The organism is Cohaesibacter intestini, assembly GCF_003324485.1.
In the GTDB taxonomy this organism is placed as follows: Bacteria; Pseudomonadota; Alphaproteobacteria; order Rhizobiales; family Cohaesibacteraceae; genus Cohaesibacter; species Cohaesibacter intestini.
The window spans coordinates 431,928-455,778 of sequence record NZ_QODK01000002.1 but is presented as its reverse complement, the minus strand read 5'-3'; the positions used below and the strand labels follow the sequence as shown (position 1 = coordinate 455,778).

Here is a 23,851-nt window from a genome sequence, read left to right as displayed (position 1 = left end):
AGGCTTGCATTCATGTCAATTGACAAGGATACGGTCAAGCGCGTGGCGCGTCTCGCCCGCCTGTCCGTTACAGAAGAAGAGGCGGAGAACCTCAAGGGTGAACTGAACTCCATTCTCGATTGGGTCGAGATGCTCAATGAAGTGGATGTCAATAATGTGGTTCCGATGACTGCCGTTGTCGATCAGGAAATGAAGAAGCGGGACGACGTGATCTCCGACGGCCACTATGCCGATCGCGTCGTGGCCAATGCGCCCATGTCCGAAGACAATTTTTTCATGGTTCCAAAGGTCATCGAATAGACCCTTTCAGGTGCTTGTCCCCGTTTGGGCGGCAAGTCTTGGCGAACCCTTAAATGAGATGGATCGGGATTGTTCGGACGATAGAGGCCTTGGGGCTTACGGACGACCTTCCTGCAAAGTGATGAGGAAGCCAGAGTGACAGATCTCACGGCTTTGACAATTGCAGAGGCCCGCGACGGGCTGGCAAAAAAAGAATTTACCGCAACCGAGTTGACCCAGAGCTACTTGAGCGCGATTGACGCCGCTGATGCGCTCAATGCCTATATCATCAAGACGCCGGAAAAGGCGCTTGAAATGGCAAAGACGTCTGATGCGCGCATCGCCAAGGGCGAAGCTGGCGCACTGGAAGGCATTCCACTCGGGATCAAAGACCTTTATTGCACCAAGGGTGTCGGCGCACAGGCGTGCTCGCATATTCTGGACAAGTTCACGCCGGAATATGAAAGCACCGTGACGCAAAACCTCTGGGACGATGGCGCCGTTATGCTCGGCAAGCTCAATATGGACGAGTTTGCCATGGGATCTGCTAACGAGACCAGCTATTTCGGCCCGGTTAAAAACCCTTGGCGTGCGACGGGTGAAGACATTGACCGGGTGCCCGGCGGGTCTTCAGGTGGCTCGGCTGCGGCTGTGGCGGCACGCATTTGTGCGGCTGCAACTGCCTCGGATACCGGTGGTTCGATCCGCCAGCCTGCTGCCTTTACCGGTACGGTCGGTATGAAGCCAACCTATGGCCGTTGTTCGCGCTGGGGCATGATTGCCTTTGCCTCGTCGCTCGATCAGGCCGGACCAATCACCCGCACCGTGCGCGATTCTGCTATTTTGATGAAGTCGATGGCGTCGGTTGATGCGAAAGACACCACCAGCGTCAACCTGCCTGTGCCCGATTATGAAGCCGCGCTGACCGGCGACATTCGCGGCATGCGCATTGGCATTCCGAAAGAATATCGCGTCGACGGCATGCCTGCAGAGGTGGATGCCTGCTGGCAGCAGGGGATTGACTGGCTGAAAGCAGCCGGGGCGGAGATTGTCGATATCTCCCTGCCAATGACCAAATATGCCCTGCCAGCCTATTACATCGTGGCACCCGCTGAGGCTTCGTCCAACCTTGCCCGTTATGACGGCGTGAAATACGGTCTGCGCGTTCCCGGTGATGACATCGTCGACATGTATGAAAAGACCCGCGCCGCTGGCTTTGGCTCCGAGGTCAAGCGTCGTATCCTGATCGGCACCTATGTGCTGAGCGCTGGTTATTATGATGCCTATTATCTGCGCGCCCAAAAGATCCGCACGCTGATCAAGCAGGACTTTGAGAAAGCGTTCGAAAGCGTCGACACCATCCTGACGCCAGCTACCCCATCGGCTGCCTTTGAGTTGGGCCGTGAGGTGACTGATCCGGTACAGAACTATCTCAACGACATCTTCACCGTGACTGTGAATATGGCTGGTCTGCCGGGCATTGCGGTGCCTGCTGGCAAGTCGGCTGAGGGCTTGCCGATGGGGCTGCAACTGATCGGCAAGGCATTCGATGAGGAAACCCTGTTCCGCGCAGCGGGCGTTTTGGAAGATGCCGCTGGCATCATGGAAGCGCCAGCCAAGTGGTGGTAGGAGCCGAGATTGAAAGATCAAAAGGCGATGAGAAAGCCTGAAGACTGCACTGAACGTGCTCATATTCGTGAGGAAATCGACCGGGTCGACCGGGAGCTGATCGCGTTGTTCAAACAGCGCGACGGCTATATCCGGCGGATGGCCCACATCAAGACAGACCCCAACGAGGCGCGGGTTGACTGGCGCGTCAAGGATGTTCTGGACAAGGTGTTGGCCGCGCTTGAAGACCATGATCTGCCACCAGATCTCTATATGGAATTCTGGGAGCAACTGATCGACCTCAATATCGATTATGAGACAGTGGCCATCGCGGCCATTCAGGCAGACAAACAAGATACATCCGGCACCGATTGAGTGCTGTTATCTATTGAGTGAGGAGCAGCGGCAACGCGCTCCCATAGCTGAGGACGAAAATATGGCTGAAGCGTCCAGCAAATTGATCAAAGGGGCGACGGGCGACTGGGAAGTGGTCGTTGGCATGGAAATCCATGCGCAGGTCGCCTCCGAGGCAAAACTCTTTTCTGGTTCCTCCACCGAGTTCGGTGGCGCGGCCAACAACCATGTGAGCTTCGTTGATGCGGCCATGCCCGGCATGTTGCCCGTGATCAACGAGGAATGCGTGCGTCAGGCGATCCGGACCGGTCTTGGCCTGAAGGCCGAGATCAACAATCGCTCGGTCTTTGACCGCAAGAACTATTTCTATCCCGATCTGCCACAGGGCTATCAGATCTCGCAATATAAGGATCCGATTGTTGGCGAAGGCGTTGTTATTCTCGACATGCTGGATGGCGAGCGGATCGAAGTGGGCGTTGAGCGGTTGCATCTGGAACAGGATGCGGGCAAGTCGATGCATGACCAGCATCCGACCATGTCTTTTGTTGATCTCAACCGCTCCGGCGTGGCTTTGATGGAGATCGTCTCCAAGCCTGATATCCGCTCGTCAGAGGAAGCCAAGGCCTACATGACCAAGATGCGGACCATCGTGCGGTATCTTGGCACGTCTGACGGCAATATGGAGCAGGGCTCGATGCGGGCCGATGTCAACGTGTCTGTGCGTCGTCCGGGCGATGAATTCGGCACCCGCTGCGAGATCAAGAACATGAACTCGATCCGGTTCATCGGTCAGGCGATCGAGTATGAAGCCCGTCGCCAGATTGCAATCCTTGAGGATGGCGGTTCGATTGATCAGGAAACCCGTCTTTACGATCCGAAAAAGGGCGAAACCCGCTCGATGCGGTCGAAAGAAGAAGCGCATGATTATCGCTACTTCCCGGATCCTGATCTGCTGCCGCTGGAATTTGACGATGCCTATGTGGATGCCTTGCGTCAGGGGCTGCCCGAGCTGCCAGATGACAAGCGGGAGCGCTTCATCACCGAGTTGGGTCTCAAGCCTTATGATGCGTCTGTTCTGGTCGCCTCCAAGCGTCTGGCTGACTTCTTTGAGGAAGTGGCCACGGGCCGCGATTCCCAGCTGGCTGCCAACTGGGTGATCAATGAATGGCTTGGTCGTCTGAACAAGGAAGGTCTCGACATTGATGCCAGCCCGATTTCCGCTGACCAGCTGGGCAAGATTGTCGATCTGATCAAGGCGGGCGATATTTCCGGCAAGATCGCCAAGGATCTGTTTGAAATCGTCTGGACCGACGGGGGCGACCCTGCCGAGGTGGTGGAAGCCAAGGGCATGAAGCAGGTGACCGACACCGGCGCGATTGAAGCCATTGTCGACGACATCATCGCCAACAATCCCGATCAGGTCGAGAAGGTCAAGGACAAGCCGGGCCTGATTGGCTGGTTCGTCGGTCAGGTGATGAAGGCTTCGCAGGGCAAAGCCAACCCGCAGGCCGTCAACCAGATCCTCAAGGACAAGCTTGGCATCTAAGCTTTGCTGACAGTCTGATCATTCATTGCTGACAAGGGCGCGGGAGACATTCCGCGCCTTTTTCTATGGGCACGATTGTGTCTGGCGTGTATGGACTGTCACGCTAATTTTGTCTTGGATAGATAGCAAAAGAGGGGATGCTTCTTTTTGGTAACTTGGTTATCGTTACTGCGATAACTAATTCGTTGACCATGCTGTTCTGTTTCTATCAGCTGGTCACTTGCGGTTTCAGGACCATTGGGGGACCAATCAATGACTTTGCTTGTTTTGGGGGTGCTGCTTTGGTCAGTGCTCCACTTCTTACCCGTCTTTGCGCCAACCATGCGCGCTGGATTTTTGTCCAAACTAGGCGAAGGGCCGTATCGTGGGCTGTTCAGTCTGTTGATGTTCGGCTCAATCGGGCTAATGGTGATGGGCTGGCGCAGCTCGGTCGCTGGGGAAGAGCTGTTTGCTGGTGGCTATTCGTTGCGGCACGTCACCTATGCCTTCATTCTCGCCGCAATCATCCTGTTTGGGGCTGCCAAGGGGCAGAGTCGCATTCGCCGTGTCATTCGTCATCCCATGTTGACCGGTGTCATTGTCTGGGGCACTGGCCATTTGCTGGTCAATAACGACCCGCGTTCGCTGGTTCTGTTCGGTGGCATGGTGGTCTGGGCGCTGATTTCGATTGTTGGGATCAATCGACGCGATGGAGCCTATCGTCCACCGGACCCCTGGAGCTGGATGCGGGAGCTCCGACTGCTGGTCATTTCGGTGGTGCTCTATATCGGTCTTGTTTTTGCCCATCCCTATTTTACCGGTATTGCCCTGTTCTAGCATCGCTACCGGCGATAGTCTTTGATCTTTGATGCGCGTCTGAGTAACTCGGTGTGAGTTGCTTGGGCGCGCTTTGTTTTGGGCCTGTTATTTAAGCGTATAATAGGACCAATTTCTCTTTCTCTGTCAGGAAGACTACAGCTTGCGCTGGCAAATTGGCACAAATCGTCGAACTCAGAGACAAGTGTGCAAATTTTGCGAGAAAAATACCCGTTTTTTGTACTCCTCTGTGGGTCGGCATGACTTATGACAAGACTATCGTATAAGAAGTCGGCTAAAGAAAAGCCGACTTGCCTATCGGCTTCTCCTTAAGGGAGAGCATTGATGGGAGAATCCACATGATAGCCTGTGCCGATCCTCCGGGCACGCTTTTGAAGGAGTTATGATTGTGTTTCAGATTGAAATTCGGGAAGCGCAACGAAAAGATGTCCCTGCTATCGTGTCGATGCTGATTGACGACGTTATCGGCAAAGACCGTGAGAATGACGCTGATCTCACCCCCTATTATGAAGCATTTGACGCAATCTCCGCGGATGCCAACAATTCGATCTTTGTCGCCTGTGACGAAGTCGGTGCGGTGGTGGGCACCTTCCAGCTGGTCTATATGCACGGCCTGTCGGTGATGGCAGCCAAACGCGCCGAGATCGAAGCGGTGCGTATTCACTCCTATTTCCGTGGCCGTGGTCTTGGTAAGCAGATGTTTGCCTGGGCGATGGACAAGGCCAAGGCTGATGGGTGCGCGATCCTGCAGCTGACCACGTCGAAGACCCGCGGCGATAGCCAGCGTTTCTATGATCAACTCGGTTTTGAAGCGACCCATATCGGCTACAAGATGAGTCTTTAACGGCCTCTGGTCGTTATTGGTCTGAGTGTCTGCCTTGCGCCATTTGTGGCCAACAAGCGACCCTCATGGTGGTATGGATTTTTTGGATACCTCTGCAATCGCAGGATTGCAGGGGTTTTTCTTTGCTTTTGCCAGTTTTTGCAGTCTTTCGCCTGCGCCTTACTTTTGGGATGCGCCCTTTGTCCCTTGTTGCTTTTGCTTAGGGCTGTCTTGTTGAAAAGCGTTCGCATGGTTTCCCAATGGTTACCTCGAATGCTCACATTCTCTTCAAGTTTTCCTCACGCCCCGCAGCTTTCTGCCGATTTCTAGGTTACTGAAAAGTTAGCTTCAGGAACTTGTAACCTTTTGTTTTCATTGCGGTAACCAAGGAAATTTACGTCGAATTGAGGGATTTCTTACACCATTGATCTCATGAGGACGGGCAAACGCCCACGGCAATCGGACCTTGGACGGGTCTGGCAGATATCCAGAAATGGGGATGTAAAATGGCTAGAGTAGAATATGAAATTTCAGAGCTGAATGGTGTTGGTCTTGATGCCAGTGGCGAAGTTTTCTTCCAGTTGGGGCTGTCTTTCGCAGTTGGCGAACAGGGTGAGCCGGATCTGGTGGCAGCCCACAAATGGTTCAATCTTGCCGCCATGAAAGGCAACCGTGACGCAGCGATCCGTCGGCAGGAACTGACATTCGAGATGTCGACGCTTGAAATTTCCCGCGCCCAGCGTGAAGCTCGTGAGTGGATGCGCCTGCACTAAGCCTGTCCGATTGCCCGAAGGGGTGATCTCCGCCCGGAAACGAGCGACTGCGTTTCAGGACGGCGAACCAAAGTGAAGGTTCCAGCACCGGACGGTGGCCAATGTGTAAGTTTGAGTGACGGGTACCAGATGTCTGGTGCCCGTTTTTTGTTGTCCTGATGCCTGTGATAAAACCACGCCCTAATGAGGCGTGTCTGTCCCTAGATCCAGCGCCTGTTCCACCTGCTGCATCCCCGGCTGGCCATGGATAAATCCATTGACGAAATCGTGGTTTGGCATCAGCTCGGTGATTTTGGCGCGCGCCTCGGACGCATCGATGTTGCCTTGCGTGAAAGCACGGAAGGTTTCTCCGACCGCCAGCATGTCACCGGTATGGGGGGACAAACGGAAAGCGTTGACCCCGGCTTCAGCAAGAGCAGGCAGTTCGTCGAGCAAGAGCTGGCTGCCATGGGACATGGTCTGGATGCCATTCACCGCCAGAAAATCCTGCCCGGTCAGGCTCTTGACGTCGCGGCCATCGGGATCCACTTCGCAGACAAAGCGACAACTATCCTTGGACAGATGATGCAGACGGGCGTGATAGCAGCGGGCTGACAAGGCCAGCGGCAGCCGCCCGAAGACCTGCAATTCATAGGCTGGCTCAGGAGCCGCCTTGATCAATTGGGCCGTGGTTTCGGCTGGCACTTCTGCTGGCAGCACAAACCGCACAGCACCCCGGCTGGCGAGCGAACGGATGGTTGCCTCGTTATAGATGTTGATATAGGGGCCGACCACATAGTCGCGGCCCTTCAAAAAGGCGAGGGCGGTCAGGTCATTGGCTTCGACCATCCACATATCCTGCTCGCACTGTTCCTGCAGATTCTTGCGCTCCGCCTTGGTGGTCACCAGCGCAAGAGTGGAAATGATGACCTTCTTGCCAGCACTTTCCATCCGCTCGAGAATGTCGGGCAGCACCTTGTTGCGGAAGGGCAGGCGCTTGGAGCAGACCGGCTCGCCAATATAGACCAGATCGAAGTCGCCTTCGTCGGCAACCTTGAAATAGAAATCGCGCCAGTCGCTTTCCGACCAGTTGAACAGGCAGGGGCCAAGGGTGAGTTCGGTATGTTTCATTGCCGGGTCCTTTCCCTTAGCGCCAGGTTTTCTGGTAAGAGCCTTTGGTGGTCTTCTGGCCCTCGGTCAGTGGTGCCAGAATGGCATCGAGATCGACGCTACGCCCGGTGGCAACTGCATCCACCGCGGTGCGGAAGCTTTTGACAACCTGCGCCATATAGGCCTTGCCACGCTGGCGGCCTTCGATCTTCAAAGCTGTAACGCCTGCCTGTTGCAGCTGTGGCAGCAGATGGGCGGCATTCAGGCTGACCGGATCTTCAAACACATAGCCCACTTCGCCATCGCTTTCGAACCGGCCCTTGCAAAGGGTCGGATAGGCGGCGGCTTCCCCCTTGGGATACTGGTTGATGGTGATGCCTTCAAGCGTGCTTTCCAGATGGGAGCCACGATCTTCATATTTGACCGAACCCGGAGGCGAGCAGACGCCATTGATGTTGGGTGACTTGCCGGTGCAATAGGAGGAGAGGGAACAACGCCCTTCTGCCATCACACACAAGCCGCCAAAGATGAAGACTTCGGTCTCGCAGGTGATTTCTGCATTGATCGCGGCGATTTCCTGCACCGTGAGGACACGCGGCAGGACAACCCGTTTGACGTTGAACTCATCCGCATAATAATTGATCATGTCCGCATTGGCCGCAGCGGCCTGCACCGACAGGTGAGCGCGCAAATCCGGATGCTTGGTTGCGGCATAGTCGAGCATGCCCAGATCGGCGAGGATGATCGCATGGGCATTGGACGCGGCGACTTCATCAATGGCCTCGCGCCAGAGGTCGGTCTTGCCGGCTTGTGCAAAGGTGTTGACCGCGACCAGCACCTTGGAGCCGCGCGCGGCGGCATAATCGATGCCCTGATGCAGTTCCTTGGTCGAGAAGTTGAGGCCGGGAAAGTTGCGGGCATTGGTTTCGTTGCGGAAACCGCAATAAACGGTGTCGGCACCGGCATCAACGGCCGTGCGCAGGGCGGCAGGGGTGCCTGCTGGGCAAACCAGTTCCATGGCTTTCTGGGTCATCTCTCCTCCTGGTAACTGCAGATCTGGTCCTTGAACCCTTTTTCGGGATCCAGATGATCGCATGCCCGCAACGTCGAAAAACGTGCGGGCCATGCGGGCTGTTTCTTGTCCTACCGGGTCTTGATGCCCGGTGAATGGAATGGCTTAGGTCGGATAAACCCCATGCATTGGTTCCATCACCATTGCATTGTCATTGGCCTGCCGGGCTGCCGTCGTGAAGGAGCCGTTGCGCAGGGTTTCCAGAATGGCCTTGCCGCCGGATTCAACGGGACGGGACAACTTGCCCGCCATCTGGGCGCATTCGTGGATGAAGTCGATTTCCGCATCATCGAGCGCATTGCGCAGGGCCAGCACGGCTTCGGTGTCGCCTTCAATGGTCAGATCGCGGGAAAAGAACAGGGCATCGCCATCTTCCTCGCCATCCATCAGATCGAGCAGGGACATGAAGGGAGCCGAGACGGTGACATCCCGGTTCGGGAAGGCATCAATCGAGCGTGAGAGGCGAATCTGGACGCGTTCATTGTAGAAGGTGAGACAGGCGATCCAGTCGAGATCTGTCGGCACCACCACAAAACATTTTTCGGCATAGTCGCCCAGACGCTCAAAGAATTCCGGATGCTCGTAGGCAATCCGGTTGGCCGCGCCAGCAATCAGGCGCTCAAGTGGCATCAGGGGCAAAAACTGGGTCAGGCGTGCGACGCATGGGGGGAAAGAACGCACCGTTCCGTCAGTCATTATCGTATCTCCTCAGTCCCGGATTGCGGGCTGTCTTCGAGATGCAGACAATCGCAACCCTGGCGAGGCTATCCTGAGGGGCCTTCGGACTGCGCATTGGAATGCTCATCTTGGCGACAAATAGCAGGTTTTGAATGACAAAAATCATCGCTACCTGCGCCAAAATGGCGCACGTACATTCCCTTAGTTCTTCCGGTTATGGCCTTTTGTTGCGTCCGAGCGGCCAGACACAGGGTTGGCTGAGGTTTGGAGAGGGGCTGGCCAATCGTCCTTTTGCCGCGTTTGCCGCAATAAAGCGCAGAAAACCGTAGATCCGCTGGTGGCTTGCTCGAGCCGCCTTCAAGAAGCCCTTGCCGCTCAGACTGGCGAGCTTGCATCATGCCCGGTTCCCCGACGGAAAGGTGGGGGATTGGGGCGCACTTTGTGCTTCGCCTTTTGGCGTGTTGAAATCTTCCTTCAGGTGAGCGGTGTCACCCCTGTCAGGCGTGCCCAAGGGCATTTGGCATCGGTTTGCACCGCTTTGGCGGTTGGGGACGACAAGTGTTCGCAATTTATCAACAGGCGTTGCTTTGACGGCAACGTTTCTTGGTGTTCCTTATCAGGATGAGGTGCGAAACTTTTCGGATATTGCGCTGCTGTGGCCTGATTTTTTGCATTTTGGACGCAGGCCATTTTTGCTGGGGCAAAAGAAATGACAGAGTCATGATTTTGCTAGGCAAAGGCCAGCAAGCATGGTAGTGACCAGCGTCAACTTCTATCAAATCGCTTCTGATCAAATGGCTCCTGTTTTGCAGTATTCTGGCAGGCTCCATAGAGGCATTTTCCTTTTGGCACCGCGTTTGTCCCCTCCCTCCCGGCATGGCAAACCAAACTCAGAGGACTGTTGACATGGCCATCATCCTTGAACCTTCCACCGGTCGCGAAGCGCTGACGTTTGACGACGTTCTGCTTCAGCCAGATCATTCCATCGTGATGCCCGGCGAGGTGAATATCACCACGCGGCTGACCAAGGAAATTGAACTCAGCTTGCCGATCCTGTCCTCCGCAATGGACACCGTGTCTGAAGCCAAAATGGCGATTGCCATGGCGCAGGCTGGCGGTATGGGTGTGATTCACAAGAATCTGTCCCTTGAAGAGCAGGCCGAGCAGGTCCGTCAGGTCAAGAAATTCGAAAGCGGCATGGTCGTCAATCCGCTGACCATCACACCGGACTATACGGTGGAGGAAGCCAAGGCCCTGACCAAGCAATATGGCTTTTCTGGCGTGCCTGTGGTCGAAGGCACCAAGGATGGCGAGAAGACGGGCCGTCTCGTCGGTATTCTGACCCACCGCGATCTGCGCTTTGCCTCCGATCCCGAGCAGCGCGTCTATGAATTGATGACCCGCGACAATCTCATCACCGTCACCGAGCAGGTGTCGCAGAAAGAAGCCAAGCGGCTGCTGCACCAACACCGCATTGAGAAGCTGCTGGTGGTCGATGACAAATATCACTGCATCGGTCTGATCACCGTGAAGGATATCGAAAAATCCCGTCTCAACCCCAATGCCTGCAAGGATGCGCAAGGCCGTCTGCGTGTGGCCGCTGCTTGCTCCGTGGGTGACAAGGGGTTCGAGATGGCCGAGGCGCTGATTGATGCCGAGGTTGATGCTTTGGTGGTGGATACCGCCCATGGTCACAGCCAGGCAGTGCTTGATGTTGTGACCCGGATCAAGAAGGCAAGCAACAATGTGCAGGTGATTGCCGGTAACGTGGCCACCGCGAGTGCCACCAAGGCGCTGATTGATGCAGGGGCGGATGCGGTCAAGGTCGGCATCGGGCCGGGCTCGATCTGTACCACCCGTATTGTCGCTGGCGTTGGTGTGCCACAATTGACCGCCGTGATGGATTGCTCGGCTGCTGCTGCAGAGGCTGGCGTGCCAACCATTGCGGATGGTGGCATCAAATTCTCGGGCGATCTGGCCAAAGCTCTGGCCGGTGGTGCGATGGTTGGCATGGTTGGCTCACTGTTGGCTGGCACCGACGAAAGCCCCGGAGAGGTTTATCTCTATCAGGGCCGTTCGTTCAAATCCTATCGCGGCATGGGCTCTGTTGGTGCCATGGCGCGCGGCTCCGCCGACCGCTATTTTCAGGCCGAAGTGCGCGACAATCTCAAGCTTGTGCCAGAAGGTGTTGAAGGTCAGGTGCCATATAAAGGCCCGGTTGCAGCGGTTCTGCACCAGCTGGCTGGTGGCCTTCGGGCGGCCATGGGCTATACCGGGTCGAAGGATCTGGCCGAGTTCCGCGAGCGGGCCAAATTCGTCCGTATCTCCTCGGCTTCCTTGCGTGAGAGCCACGCACACGACGTCACGATCACCCGCGAAAGCCCGAACTATGGCGGCGTGAGCTGATTTTTGTGACAAACTGAGTGTTTCAAAAGGCCCTTGCTTCTGCTGGGGTCTTTTTTTGTTTACCACTCAAAAGGAGAATCTTTTAAGGACACAAGGCGGGCGGGTTGATGTTTGAGCATGTGGAGATTTTTTTCTTCAGTGCCCATGAGATGTTTCTCGATATCTTTATGCTCGAAAATTGGGCGCTGGCTTTCTGGCTTTTTGAGGCGGTCGGGCTTTTGGGACTGCTGGTTGTTGCCGGTTATATGTCGCCTCGCCTGTTGTTGTTTATTACGATGCTGCTCGCGGCTATCTTTGTTGCCAGCATCATGATGTTGGGTGGTTTTGACAAGTCTGCGTTCCGCACGATCCATTGGTCCGAACTCAACTTCATAATTTCAAACGGTGCTGTTACGATCTTTCCGATCGTCTTTTTTTCCGTGTTTCTGTTTGCTTATGGTCGAGTGAAGAGGGGGACCGTCGCCGAAGCGTCGCCACTCGGTTCGTTCACTTTGTCGTCTCTTCTCTTGTTCTATCTTCTCCTCTTTCCGATGACCTACTTCTTTTGCTTCTCATTTGGGGGGAGAGGGATATCTTATGACACCGCATCCAAGTTTGTCGCATGGACCAGCGGTGCGCTCCTTTGTGCAGGGGCAGTCTTTGCTCTTGCTCTCTCGGTGCTCGGTTATCTGACACATTCCGTGCCTGTCTTTTTTGCGTCTGAAAAGGTCGCTCGGACTTCTCTGCTTGTTCTATGTGCCGCGCCTTGGCTTTTCTTTGACTTCAAAGACTATATCTGGAAGTTCAACCGTATGTTGGATCTCATTGTTTTGGAAATGGTTCGCTCAGCATTGGCAGGCGGCTAGCTGCGTGGCTGTTGGCTTTTGTGGCTTTGGACCCATGCGTCTTCTGAATCTGGGATAGCGATTGCCGCTCATCCTGATGAGTAACCCGACGAGGTGCACTCATATCAATTGCTGAAGAGAGACTTCCGCTGATTGACAAAAAATCGGGTCTCATTTTGAACTGTCGCTGGGTTAGGAAAACAGGCATGCCTTCCTTCTTCTTGTTGGTCCGTTTTGCGGCTTGGCTGCTCATGGCGGCTGCTGCATCGCTCATACTCTATGTCTTCATCGGTACAGATGGTGAAATATGGGCGATACAAGCGCTGAAGGTTGCCAAGATCTCGGGCTTTGAGATCAATCTGCTCGCCTTTGTCGTGATTGCGATCGCAAAACGAAAATGGCTTGTTGCTGTCAATTTTTTGTTTCTGGGCGCGATGCTGGTCTGTAGCTTCCTCGGCACGTTTGATGTCTTCTGGGCAAATGATGGGCGAAGCGGTAACCAATTGGCCGATATGACTGCGGAAATCGGCGTGATCAACTATGTTGTTGTTGGCTCGATTTTGAAAAAAGAGCGGATCCTGGCTTGTATCGCTCTTCCTGCCATGTTCGTTGTCGTGACCTTCTGTGTTTATTTTGCTGTCGCCCATTCTTTGAAAACTGAATTCGCCAAGTCCGAGGCGCAATCAACTTGCTTCTATCGGATTGATCGCGTGGAATGGAACAAAATCGCGGTGGAGCCTATTCATTCTTTGTCTGGATCGAAACTGGGTTTCTTTGTTGGAGAGCATTCCCCAAGGATCGCAAAGGTTCAAGGCGATAGAGCCCTTTTATATTCTTATGGGTCACGATATTTCTCGAACTCTGTTGGAAATGATTCCCTGCTACGCGATTTGCCTTTTCTCGATGGATTACAAAAACTCTCGAACTCTTTTGGAAATAGCGACCTGCCAAGCGATTTGCCTTCTCAATTGATTTCGCTGTGCAACAAAAGCAGATGAGCAAACGGACAGAGTCTGTTCACTTCTTTGCAGCAAAGTCTGAAAAGTCCGCATAGGCCTGTTAGGGTGAGCCGAGTTCTTTTGCGCGATCAATGAGGTGGCTTTGATGAGCGAGCATATTTTACGGGCCTGTTTGCTGGATGGTGCAGGCGGCGCAACGCCTTTGGCGCAGGATAAGTTGGTCGGGCTGGATCAGGTCGACGGGTTGGTTTGGCTGCACTTTGATGGCTCCAGACCGGAAGCCCGAGACGGATTGAAAGCAGCCTTTCCCAAGCTTGATCTGTTGGTGCTTGATGCCTTGCTCGATGTCGAGACACGGCCACGGATGACGCAGATTGACGATGGTGTTTTGCTGATGCTGCGCGGGGTCAACCTCAATGACGGGCAGGAGCCGGAAGACATGGTGTCGGTCAGTGTCTGGGCTGAGCCGAACCGCATCATTTGTGTCAGCCAAGAGCGAGTGCGGGCGGTTGGTGACCTCGAGGCTTTGCTGCAGTCGGGCAAGGGGCCGAAGGATACGGGACAGTTTCTTAGCATGTTGTGCAAGCGTCTGATCCAGCGGCTTGAGCCGACATTGTCAGCGCTGGATGATGCGACGGATGCGATCGAAGAGCAGGTTTTGCTGACGCCGGATGTATCCCTGCGAGAGCAAATTGTCGACGTGCGTGGACAGGCCATTGCCTTTCGGCGCTATCTGGCGCCACAGCGCGACGCGATTGATTTGCTCTTGCTGGCGGATATCGACTGGCTCGGTGATCGGCACCTTCGGCATTTTCAGGAATCCTATAACCATGTCACCCGCTATGTGGAGGATCTGGACGCCATTCGAGAGCGCTGCCAGATCGTCAAGGACGAGATTGCCCATGCGCTGGCGGACCGATTGAACCGGCAAATGTATGTGCTGTCCGTGATCACGGCGATATTCCTGCCACTGAGTTTTCTGACCGGCCTGCTGGGCATCAATATCGGTGGCATTCCGGGGGCGGAGAGTGGATCAGCCTTCTGGATTTTCCTCGGCCTGCTGGCAGGGCTCGTCGCGCTGCAAGTCGCCCTTTTCAAGTGGCTCAAGTGGTTTTAGAAAGCTGCTGTTTTTGAAATCCTGGTAAGTGTTTGTTCGGCTCCTGCCGATGGGCAGCGGCTGTTTGTGTGTCTGAGTGTGGGCAAAACACCCCAATGAACACGGACTGCTGGAAATTTTGCCTCATGGATGTATGGTTGATTTCGGCAATCTGGGGGTGAATGTGCTGAATTTCCTATTTGATGATTCTGACTATAAGGGCATCCGCAAAACGATCTTTGCGGTTGGATGGGTCAATATTGCGGTGTTTCTACTGCTGAAAACCAAAGGCGTTTCGATTGGCGACCTTCTTTAAACCAGCAAAAAAGTGGATGAGGTGGAGCAAGCCATCCCGTTGATAACCAACATCGAATTGCATGTGCTGCTGGGGTTGGTGTTGGCCTATCTACTCTTTCGATTGTGGTTTGGCCGAGAAATGGCGAAGGCAAAAGCCGTGATTGCGTGGGAAAATGAGAAAATTCATCAATTGCCTGAGTTCAGCAAGGGGTGTGAGCAGCTGAAAGAGTTTTCAGATAAATGGGAGATTGATCCTGTTGATGCTATAAATGAGTTAGAAAAACACAATAAGCAGCTAGAAAAACTCAGTGATAAGATTGGTTGCCTAAGACAATCTCTTGTTGATGAAGTAAAAATTTTTAATCTTAATGTTGAAGGGGTGAGCTCAGAGTCTGAAAAAGACGCATCAATTATTGTTAGAGAAGTTCGTGATTGTGCGAACGGTCTTTTTAAAGAGCTTAATGTTCAAGTTCATACTTTTTCTGATAAAGTAAGGGGTGATCAATTTTATGTTAATATTAAAAATTTGGAAAGTTTAATTAAATTTAGCAATGAAGTGAAGAATGCTTGTTTAGATCAGAATCTAATCGTAATGTTTAAGAGCCTTGATGAAAGTATTTTTCAAAACCGTCGGGAATTTAGAGGGCGAAGGGCAGTGGAATTTGATATATTTGAAATTTATTTTCCTCTTATATTTGGTCTCACCTCTCTGGCGGTCGGTCTGTTCGAAATTTTCTGAATTCCGTTCATCGCGCCCTGTCAGCTGTTGTTTGATTCCGCACGGCCTTCTGCCTGTTGGCTCCGTGATCCACTTTGTTTGGTTCCGTGCATGGTTTGAGGCCGGTTTGAATGCCTTTTCTCGCTCTTTCCTCTTTCCCCTGCGGGCTTTCTCCTCTATATGATCGCCTCTACAATCAAGACTGTTTCATAAGAAAAGACTGGGAAAAGACAATGAAGCTGGGTGGTCGACTGCAAGCTGCTATCGAAGTGCTGGAAGAGGTGGAAGGGCGCAAGCGTCCTGTGGCCGAGGCGCTGAAGGATTGGGGACGCAATCACCGCTTTGCCGGGTCGGGCGACCGTTCGGCGATTGGCAACATCGTCTATGATTCCTTGCGCTCTCGTGCGTCACACGCCTGGAAGATGGGCGAAGAGACCCCGCGCGCGTTGGCACTGGCGACGATGGCCTTTGACTGGAACAAGGATGTCGAGGCTTTGCAGGCCTTGATTGCCGATGACAATCATGCGCCAGCCCCGCTGAGCGATGCCGAGATAGCCGCGATCCAGGCCAAGTCGATGAAAGACGCCCCTTTCTGGGTGCGTGGCGACATTCCTGAATGGCTTGAAGCGAGCTTCATGGAAGCCTTCGAAGAGGATGCTTTGCTGGAGGCCCGTGCCTTTTCCCAGCGGCCGCCGGTTGATATCCGGGTCAATCGCCTCAAGACCAGCATCGAGAAGGTGGAAAAGGAGCTGTCGCGCTTCAATCCGCGCCGCACGGCTCTGGGCAAGGATTGCCTGCGCTTCCCGGCAGGCAAGGGGGATTCGCGCCAGCCGAATATTCAGGGCGATCCGGCCTTCCGCAAGGGCTTTTATGAAGTGCAGGATGAAGGCAGTCAGATCGTGTCCAGCCTGATTTACCCGCGGCCCGGTGAGCAGGTGCTTGATTATTGTGCCGGTGGCGGCGGCAAGACGCTGGCCATGGCCGCGCAGATGGAGAATAAAGGCCAGATCTACGCCTATGATGCGGACGCTTCGCGTCTTGCGCCGATTGTTGATCGGCTGACGCGGGCTGGCGTCCGCAACGCCCAGACCCGGACGCCGAATGACGGTGCGCTGGATGATTTGCTTGGTCGGATGGATCGCGTGGTGGTGGATGCGCCTTGCACCGGAACCGGAACGTGGCGTCGTCGCCCGGAAACCAAATGGAAGCTGACCGAAGAGCAGCTCGGCAAACGGGTGGAAGAGCAGCAGTTGGCGCTGGCACAAGCGCGCCAGTTTGTTCGCCCCGGTGGCTATCTGGTCTATATCACTTGCTCGGTGCTGGCGGCGGAAAATGAAGACCAGATCTATCATTTCATTGAAAATAATCCCGATTTCGAGTTGGTCTCGGCTGGTGAGGTCTGGCAGGATCTTTATGGCTTTGACGCGCCCAAGCCTTGGTCCTCTGACATGATGAGCGTGACCTTGACGCCGGCCTCGACCCAGACCGATGGCTTTTTCTTCTCGGTGCTGGAGCGGCGTCCTGAATAGGTTAATTTTGCTGTTTTCTGTCAGTAACTTCGTCTGATATCATATCCAGTGAATTGAAAAGATCGCGAGGCTGGGGTAAACCACGACTCGTGATTTTTTTGTTTTCGAGAGGGAATGAAGCCATGGCCAAAGCCGGAGATGCCGTGCAGGTTTCGATGTTCGACACTTTGCCGGACATGGCCCCGCCGCAGCCAAAGCTTGCGTTGGAGGAGCCTGCGGACCTGGAGCCCTTGCTGCCCAAGGCAAAGTCTGCGGCCAAGTCTGGCGCCAAAGCAAAAAGCCGTCCGGCTACGGCGCTGGCCAATGACGAGGCTTTCACGCTCGAAAACTTTCTGCCTTACCGCATTCTGGAAGTGGCGCAAGGTTTGTCTCGTCGGATGAGCAAGATGCTGCTGGAGGAATGGGACATGAGCCTTGCCGAATGGCAGGTGCTGGCCTCCTTGTCACGCGAGGGGGCCGTCTCTGTGCGTGAAGTGGAGCCAAAAACGCTGCTGGATACGGTGGCTGTGTCCCGTGCCGCCAAACGCCTGACAGATCGCAAGTTGATCAAGCGTGAAGTGAACAAGCGCGACAAGCGGTTGGTGGTTCTCAAGCCGACCAAGAAGGGCCGCGATGTGGCCTCGGAAATTGGCCATCTGGTGATGGAAATGGAAAGCGACCTCTTGAAGGGCATGAATGTGCAGGATCGCATTCGCCTGTCTCAGTTGCTCAAAACCTTGGCCTGAGATTCTCTCATCGCGCGTCGCTGCTCTTTTTGTGCGGCATCAACCCGGTTTGCTTGCAGGCCGGGTTTTCTGATTCTGGGGGGCGTGGTTTTGAAATGCAAAAGTGACGTGAGATTGGGCTGTTATTATTGATAAAAATGCGTATTGATTGGGATCAATGAAATAAAATTACAATAAACTCCGACTGTTATGAAATTTTAATCTCATGATTTTGATCAATAACTATTGTTGCGTATCGTATGTGTGAATAAATGATCGATAGTTGTTATATCTAAGGTTAGGTATTCTTCGATTTTGCGTTTGGTTTCCTTGTTGTTGCTTGAGGTGGTCGTGATCGCGTGAAATGCTTAGGGATGAATGCCGACAGGCCCCCACTCATTTGATCGCATTGCGGTGACCGACCGAATGCCGTTTGCGAAAGGAGCTTCTTCTTGTCTCTTTCCTTCTTGGCCAATTCCGAAGATTTTTCCCCCCGTCATGACTGGACCCGCGAAGAGGTCATGGCCCTGTTTGTAATGCCGTTCAATGATCTGTTGTTCAAGGCGCAGAGCGTGCATCGCGCCAACTTCCCTGCCAATGAGGTGCAGTTGTCTTCGCTGCTCAATATCAAGACCGGTGGGTGCTCGGAGGATTGCAAATATTGTTCGCAATCTTCGCGTTATCAGACCGGCTTGCAAGCCTCGAAGATGCTGACCAAGGATGTGGTCAAGGCCTATGCCCAGAAGGCGCAGGCTCAGGGTGCGTCGCGCTTCTGTATGGGGGCGGCGTGGAAGAATCTCAAGGATCGGGATATGGAGCGCGTGGCGGGGATCATTCAGGAGGTGAAAAACCTTGGAATGGAAACCTGCATGACCCTTGGCATGCTGAGCCGTGAGCAGGCGGCACAGTTGAAGGATGCCGGGCTCGATTATTACAATCACAATGTTGATACCTCGCCATCCCATTATTGCAAGGTTGTGACCTCGCACTCTTACGAAGACCGGCTCAATACGCTCAAAGCTGTGCAGGAAGTGGGCATCAATGTTTGCTCCGGTGGCATTCTGGGGTTGGGAGAAGAGGAGGTCGACCGGGCTGACATGCTCTGCACCCTTGCCAATCTGCCGATCCACCCGCAATCGGTGCCGATCAACAATCTGGTGCCAGTCGATGGCACACCCTTTGCCGAGCATGTGTCGGTAGAATCTCTCGATTTCATCCGAATGATTGCTGTGGCGCGGATCGTTCTGCCGCGCTCGGCGGTGCGGCTGTCTGCCGGACGCAAGGCCTTGTCGAAGGAAGGGCAGGCCTTATGCTTCTTTGCTGGTGCCAACTCGATCTTTTATGGCGAAACCCTGCTGACGACGGAGAATCCGGATGCGGTGGCGGACCGGCAGTTGCTGGCGCAGCTCGGGATCGAATCCGGTCCGGCCAAGCCGTTTGAAACCCATCCTCATGATCTGGTGCCAGAGGCCAATCTGGAGAAAATGCTGGCCGAAGGAGGGCCTTTGGCTGAGGCTGGCGAATAGAAACAGACCCCTCGGCCTGTCTGCGTTGTGTCCCGGTGTTTTTCGGGGTTCAAAGGCCGGGTTTGTGATGCTGCAATTGGAGCATTGAAGAATGCCGACTTGGAAAAGTCGGCATTTTTCTTTTTGATGCACGGAAATCGTCAAGGAACGTTGCGTTTGCCGTGGCTTCGTCCTAAGAGGATGATTAAAGCTCGAGGACAAGAGCGAAACGCAAATCAGGAAAAAGGGCCAATGACGGATAAGATTCTCATCATCGACTTTGGGTCACAGGTCACGCAGTTGATCGCGCGGCGCGTGCGTGAGGCGGGTGTCTATTCCGAGATCGTGCCGTTCCAGAATGCCGAAAAGGCATTTTACGAGATGCGCCCCAAGGGCATCATCCTCTCTGGCGGTCCGGCCTCGACGACAGATATCGGGTCTCCTCGTGCCCCGCAGGCGATCTTCAATGCTGGCATTCCCATTCTGGGGATCTGTTATGGCCAGATGACGCTGTGTGTGCAGACCGGTGGCAAGGCAGAAGGTTCCGACCATCGTGAATTCGGCCGTGCCTATGTGGAAGTGGTCGGCAAAAGCCCGCTGTTTCAGGGCATCTGGGACAAAATCGGCTCTCGTCACGAAGTCTGGATGAGCCATGGCGACCGGGTCGTCGAGCTGGCTCCGGGCTTTGAAGTGATCGGGGTATCGGAAAATGCCCCTTATGCGGCTTATGCCAACGAAGAGAAAAAGCATTATGGCGTGATGTTCCATCCTGAAGTGGTGCATACGCCGGACGGTGGCAAACTGCTTTCAAATTTCGTGCATCACATCTGCGGTTGCTCCAAAGACTGGACGATGGCGCATTTCCGTGCCGAAGCCATTGCACGCATTCGGGCGCAGGTCGGCGACAAAAAGGTCATTTGTGGCCTGTCTGGCGGCGTCGACTCGTCCGTGACGGCTGTGTTGATCCATGAAGCGATCGGCGACCAGCTGACTTGTATCTATGTCGATTCCGGCTTGATGCGGATGAATGAGAGCGAGCAGGTGGTTTCCCTGTTCCGCGAGCATTATAATATCCCGCTGGTGCATGTGGACGCGTCGGAAATTTTCATTTCCGCTTTGGAAGGCCAAACCGATCCGGAGCGCAAGCGCAAGATCATCGGTGGCCTGTTCATTGATGTGTTCGAAGATGAAGCCGAACGGATCGGTGGCGCGGATTTCCTCGCTCAGGGGACGCTCTATCCAGATGTGATCGAATCCGTCTCCTTCACCGGCGGTCCGTCCGTGACCATCAAATCGCACCACAATGTGGGCGGTCTGCCTGAACGGATGAATATGGAGCTGGTCGAGCCACTGCGCGAATTGTTCAAGGACGAAGTCCGCGCGTTGGGTCGCGAGCTTGGGTTGCCAAGTGACTTTGTTGGTCGGCATCCTTTCCCGGGTCCGGGTCTGGCGATCCGTTGCCCGGGTGGGATCTCCCGCGAGAAACTCGACATTCTGCGTCAGGCTGATGCGATCTATCTTGATGAGATCCGCAAGGCTGGTCTTTACGATGCCATCTGGCAGGCTTTTGCCGTGCTTTTGCCGGTGCAAACCGTCGGTGTAATGGGGGATGGCCGGACTTACGAGTTTGTGTGTGCCCTGCGTGCGGTGACCTCTGTTGATGGCATGACCGCCGATTTTTATCATTTCGACATGAACTTCCTGTCGAAAGCGGCGACTCGTATCATCAACGAAGTCAAAGGCATCAACCGTGTCGTCTATGACGTCACATCGAAGCCACCCGGGACGATCGAGTGGGAATAATTTCTCATTTTTGCTCAAAAACTATTTTCCAAAAAGGCACCTTTCGGGGTGCCTTTTTTTATATGAGTTTGCACTAATATACTTAATTGCTACAATGGCCCTTTAAAAAAGTATTGCGATCTGTGGGGTTTATTATGGCTTTTGATGAAGTTGATGCGCATCGCCTCCGTGATGTCGTGGCTGAGTTGCCCGATGTGACGGAGGTGAAGATGATGGGAGGACTTTGCTTTCTCACCGCTGGCAATATGATTGGCGGCACGCATATTGATAAATCGGGCACTCGGGTTTTTATGTTCCGAGTCGGCAAGAAAAACATGATGGAAGCCTTGGCAAGGCCCGGGGCATCCACCCTGATTAGCGGGTCGCGTCCGATGACCGGATTTGTCCGGGTGGATGCGGATGATTGCTCGCAGGATGAGTTGATTGGCTGGATCGCATTGACGATGCGATTCGTTGGTGACCTGCCACCGAAAGACAAGGAGTAGGCCCTTTCGGCGTCCTTTTACGTGTGGTTCGCTGCTTGTTTTAGCGGCGAATGGCGATGCGGGTGTTGCGAGGACCATTGCGGCGGACCAGATCAAACAGGGTTCTGGCATTGTCGGGATGCAGGCGAATGCAGCCATGAGAGGCAGGGCGCCCCAAACGCTTGATGGCATTGGTGCCGTGGATGGCGTAGCCTCGATAAAAGAAAATGGAGTGGGGCATCGGTGCACCGCGATATCGTTTGGAATAATAACGACGATGCATGCGGGTTGGACGGAATTTGCCAATCGGTGTGCGATAGCCTCGGCGCGCCGTCGAGACAGTCCAGGTGTGACGCCGCTTGCCATTGACTGTGACAAACATCTTCTGACTGGAAATATCAATCGTGACATGAACGCCCCGGCTTTTCGCCTCAGCCGAACGTGGCTGGAAGGTGAGTGCCAAGGCAAGGGCAAGGCATGCCATCATTGTCCATTTGAGAGCACCATGCCTTACGGTTTGGTCTGCAATGGACAAGACGCAATGGTAGAGAGATTTTTGATTGCGGTCGGTCATGGTGTCTGCTCCCCTTGCAGTCTGTTCCCCGATCTTCTGAGGTCGGAAACAGCCGGGCGAGCAAACCGGAGAGCCAATCGAAGGAACATTATCAGGGCATGGCTTGGTGCGCCTGTGGTCTTTTGTGCTGTTCGCTTCGTAACTCTGTCTCTTGAACCGTCAGGTTTGCAAGGCTGTTCACGACTTCGCACAGATTTCCGTGCAGATGATACCTCTATCAAAACCTGCTTTTAGAGCCATTGCAAACTGCAATTGCCTTCATTTTGCCTTAACCTTAAGACCGTCAGTTCTTTTTCAGCTTTTCCAGCAGGGAAGCGCATTGCACGCAGTGGGTTGCGGCGGGGTCGATTTCGAGGCGCTTCAGGGGGATTTTGGAGTCGCACTCGACACAATAGCCAAAGTCGCCATCTTCCAGACGTTGAAAGGCCTGCTCGATCCGCTGTAATTCGACATCGCGGCGGCGCTGGGCTTCCTTTGCCATCGCCTGCCCCTGCAGGGCGTCCATGCGCGACAGGCGGCCGACGCTTTGCTGGTCCAGGGAAACAATGTCACGCGCTTCCTTTGACATATCACTCAGATCTGAAATCTCGATGCGCTTTCCTTCGAGCATTTTCAGGGCAGCTTTGGGCGAGATAGACATGGCACCTCCCGAATGGCGGTTCTGGTCGCCAGCCTAGCGGCCCTGAGGCACTGTCCCGCGATCCGGGCGGGCGCCCGTGTAGGCCTGTTGATGGTTGCTACGCACTTGGCACTTAGCGCTTGCCGAATGGCTCACCCCACTGACCCAGCCCATATACCAGCTTGGGACGGCCTTGGGGAGAAGAGCGTTTCCCTCATGTTGCATGCTTAACGAAAGGGCATCTGACAAGTTCATACCCGATTGCTCTACTTGTCCGTAGAGTTCCTATGTCAGGTAGCGTGGTGCAAGTGGCAGAGAAGGTCAATGGCTTTTTGGTGCGTGCGGACATCTTATCGCATGCGTCTAGACCAATGGATGAAAATGGCGGGTTTCTGGTCAATTGCGTCGGTTACCGCACGGGATGCGGTGTTGGTTGCCGTTAGGGTAGGGTGAGGAGGACGTTTGTCAAATATAGTTGAGTTGTGATCTCAAGAATTGACAGTCACCGCAACATTCGATACCTAGCCCGCAGACCTGACTGAACTGGACATACACATGCTCGCCCTGATTGCCGGAATCATCCTGTTTTTTGCTATTCATCTGGTGCCGCAGCGCCAAACCCTTAAAAATGCACTCGTGGAGCGTATTGGCATGATGGGCTATCGTGCCCTGCATGGGATTGTCGCTCTTGCTGCCGTAGCGCTGATATTCGGGGGGTATTTCGTGGCCCGGTATGATGTGGTGCTGTGGTATCCACCGGTTTGGACCCGCCATTTGGCAGCAACCTTGATGTTGTTTGCCTCCATTCTGCTGTTTGCAGCGCCGTTCAAGGGCAAGATCAAAGAAAAGCTTACCTCACCTTTGTCCGTTGCCATCAAGGTCTGGGCGCTTGCGCATCTGATGGCCAATGGCACGCTGGCTGATGTCATCCTGTTTGGCTTTTTCCTGTTTTATGCGGTCACCTATCGTATTTCGCTCAAAAAACGCATTCAGGCCGGGCTTGTGGTCGTGCCTGAGGGGCGCTGGCTTAATGATGTCTATGCGGTCGTTCTTGGCTTGGGCTTCTATGCGGTGATGGTGCTTTGGCTGCATGAATGGGCCTTTGATGTGGCACCACTCGGCTGAGTGTGTTTTCGCGAAAAAGGTCTGAATAACAGGCCCGTCTTCTGTTTGGTCCGGCAGTTGGTTGCAGGAAAGTGCCGTGCGACCCCATTGCTGCCACATTGCCTGTGGAAGCAATGTCGGCTGGAAAAATACCGGATCGATCCCCGTACTTGCTGCTTGGTGTGGCCAAGCATGGGGTTTTCTCCGTCAA

Annotated in this window: 24 protein-coding genes; 19 read left to right on the top strand and 5 right to left on the bottom strand. The window is 54.2% G+C overall.

The window, feature by feature from the left end:
- The first annotated feature begins 12 nt into the window (after positions 1-12).
- From gatC to DSD30_RS07515, 7 genes are all read left to right on the top strand, one after another.
- A complete protein-coding gene (gene gatC, locus DSD30_RS07545) occupies positions 13-300 on the top strand; it encodes an Asp-tRNA(Asn)/Glu-tRNA(Gln) amidotransferase subunit GatC (RefSeq protein ID WP_114009043.1) in 288 nt (95 codons plus the stop codon).
- Between the two features lie 135 nt (positions 301-435).
- Positions 436-1,908 (top strand): Asp-tRNA(Asn)/Glu-tRNA(Gln) amidotransferase subunit GatA, encoded by a 1,473-nt coding sequence (gatA, locus tag DSD30_RS07540; protein WP_114009042.1) that lies wholly within the window; start codon positions 436-438, stop codon positions 1,906-1,908.
- A 9-nt stretch (positions 1,909-1,917) separates the two neighbouring features.
- Positions 1,918-2,262, top strand: coding sequence for a chorismate mutase (locus DSD30_RS07535; RefSeq protein ID WP_157967608.1), 345 nt, complete (start codon positions 1,918-1,920; stop codon positions 2,260-2,262).
- A gap of 61 nt (positions 2,263-2,323) precedes the next feature.
- The gene (gene gatB, locus DSD30_RS07530; protein ID WP_114009040.1) at positions 2,324-3,787 is read left to right on the top strand and encodes an Asp-tRNA(Asn)/Glu-tRNA(Gln) amidotransferase subunit GatB; all 1,464 of its coding nucleotides are present in this window, start codon (positions 2,324-2,326) and stop codon (positions 3,785-3,787) included.
- A 252-nt stretch (positions 3,788-4,039) separates the two neighbouring features.
- Positions 4,040-4,603: an NnrU family protein gene (locus DSD30_RS07525; protein ID WP_114009039.1), complete on the top strand. Its 564-nt coding sequence runs from the start codon at positions 4,040-4,042 to the stop codon at positions 4,601-4,603.
- A gap of 388 nt (positions 4,604-4,991) precedes the next feature.
- Positions 4,992-5,447 carry a GNAT family N-acetyltransferase gene (locus tag DSD30_RS07520; RefSeq protein ID WP_114009658.1) on the top strand — a complete coding sequence of 152 codons (456 nt, stop codon included), beginning with the start codon at positions 4,992-4,994 and terminating at the stop codon, positions 5,445-5,447.
- Between the two features lie 485 nt (positions 5,448-5,932).
- A complete protein-coding gene (locus tag DSD30_RS07515; protein WP_114009038.1) occupies positions 5,933-6,199 on the top strand; it encodes an SEL1-like repeat protein in 267 nt (88 codons plus the stop codon).
- Between the two features lie 180 nt (positions 6,200-6,379).
- Here the strand turns inward: DSD30_RS07515 and ubiV are convergent, their stop codons facing one another.
- From ubiV to ubiT, 3 genes are all read right to left on the bottom strand, one after another.
- Entirely contained in the window at positions 6,380-7,309 is a 930-nt protein-coding gene (gene ubiV, locus DSD30_RS07510; protein WP_114009037.1) for a ubiquinone anaerobic biosynthesis protein UbiV, read from the bottom strand.
- 16 nt (positions 7,310-7,325) lie between these two features.
- Positions 7,326-8,306 carry a ubiquinone anaerobic biosynthesis protein UbiU gene (ubiU, locus tag DSD30_RS07505; RefSeq protein ID WP_114009657.1) on the bottom strand — a complete coding sequence of 327 codons (981 nt, stop codon included), beginning with the start codon at positions 8,304-8,306 and terminating at the stop codon, positions 7,326-7,328.
- A 159-nt stretch (positions 8,307-8,465) separates the two neighbouring features.
- Positions 8,466-9,056, bottom strand: a complete 591-nt coding sequence (gene ubiT, locus DSD30_RS07500; RefSeq protein WP_114009036.1) for a ubiquinone anaerobic biosynthesis accessory factor UbiT — start codon at positions 9,054-9,056, stop codon at positions 8,466-8,468.
- A gap of 888 nt (positions 9,057-9,944) precedes the next feature.
- Here ubiT and guaB point away from each other — a divergent pair.
- The 11 genes from guaB (at position 9,945) to DSD30_RS07445 (ending at position 21,364) form a co-directional block, all read left to right on the top strand.
- Positions 9,945-11,444 (top strand): IMP dehydrogenase, encoded by a 1,500-nt coding sequence (gene guaB / locus DSD30_RS07490; RefSeq protein WP_114009034.1) that lies wholly within the window; start codon positions 9,945-9,947, stop codon positions 11,442-11,444.
- A 107-nt stretch (positions 11,445-11,551) separates the two neighbouring features.
- Positions 11,552-12,289 (top strand): hypothetical protein, encoded by a 738-nt coding sequence (locus DSD30_RS07485; protein ID WP_114009033.1) that lies wholly within the window; start codon positions 11,552-11,554, stop codon positions 12,287-12,289.
- Between the two features lie 185 nt (positions 12,290-12,474).
- Positions 12,475-13,266, top strand: coding sequence for a hypothetical protein (locus DSD30_RS07480; protein WP_114009032.1), 792 nt, complete (start codon positions 12,475-12,477; stop codon positions 13,264-13,266).
- Between the two features lie 106 nt (positions 13,267-13,372).
- Entirely contained in the window at positions 13,373-14,344 is a 972-nt protein-coding gene (locus DSD30_RS07475; RefSeq protein ID WP_198662869.1) for a zinc transporter ZntB, read from the top strand.
- Positions 14,345-14,507: 163 nt separating this feature from the next.
- A complete protein-coding gene (locus DSD30_RS21965) occupies positions 14,508-14,639 on the top strand; it encodes a hypothetical protein (protein ID WP_280955305.1) in 132 nt (43 codons plus the stop codon).
- Positions 14,640-14,660: 21 nt separating this feature from the next.
- A complete protein-coding gene (locus DSD30_RS07470) occupies positions 14,661-15,359 on the top strand; it encodes a hypothetical protein (protein WP_157967607.1) in 699 nt (232 codons plus the stop codon).
- A gap of 212 nt (positions 15,360-15,571) precedes the next feature.
- Complete coding sequence (locus DSD30_RS07465) at positions 15,572-16,867, top strand: RsmB/NOP family class I SAM-dependent RNA methyltransferase (RefSeq protein ID WP_114009029.1); 1,296 nt, start codon at positions 15,572-15,574, stop codon at positions 16,865-16,867.
- Positions 16,868-16,989: 122 nt separating this feature from the next.
- Positions 16,990-17,592, top strand: coding sequence for a MarR family winged helix-turn-helix transcriptional regulator (locus DSD30_RS07460; RefSeq protein ID WP_114009028.1), 603 nt, complete (start codon positions 16,990-16,992; stop codon positions 17,590-17,592).
- 431 nt (positions 17,593-18,023) lie between these two features.
- Entirely contained in the window at positions 18,024-19,097 is a 1,074-nt protein-coding gene (bioB, locus tag DSD30_RS07455; RefSeq protein ID WP_425359451.1) for a biotin synthase BioB, read from the top strand.
- A 231-nt stretch (positions 19,098-19,328) separates the two neighbouring features.
- Entirely contained in the window at positions 19,329-20,879 is a 1,551-nt protein-coding gene (guaA, locus tag DSD30_RS07450) for a glutamine-hydrolyzing GMP synthase (protein WP_114009027.1), read from the top strand.
- Positions 20,880-21,013: 134 nt separating this feature from the next.
- On the top strand, positions 21,014-21,364 hold the full coding sequence (locus DSD30_RS07445; protein WP_114009026.1) for a TfoX/Sxy family protein: 351 nt from the start codon (positions 21,014-21,016) through the stop codon (positions 21,362-21,364).
- A gap of 40 nt (positions 21,365-21,404) precedes the next feature.
- Here DSD30_RS07445 and DSD30_RS07440 read toward each other — a convergent pair whose 3' ends face one another.
- Entirely contained in the window at positions 21,405-21,917 is a 513-nt protein-coding gene (locus DSD30_RS07440) for a L,D-transpeptidase (protein WP_114009025.1), read from the bottom strand.
- Positions 21,918-22,200: 283 nt separating this feature from the next.
- Entirely contained in the window at positions 22,201-22,557 is a 357-nt protein-coding gene (locus tag DSD30_RS07435; RefSeq protein ID WP_114009024.1) for a TraR/DksA family transcriptional regulator, read from the bottom strand.
- A gap of 534 nt (positions 22,558-23,091) precedes the next feature.
- Between DSD30_RS07435 and DSD30_RS07430 the strand changes: the two genes are divergently transcribed.
- Positions 23,092-23,661: an NnrU family protein gene (locus DSD30_RS07430; RefSeq protein ID WP_114009023.1), complete on the top strand. Its 570-nt coding sequence runs from the start codon at positions 23,092-23,094 to the stop codon at positions 23,659-23,661.
- Positions 23,662-23,851: the final 190 nt, after the last annotated feature.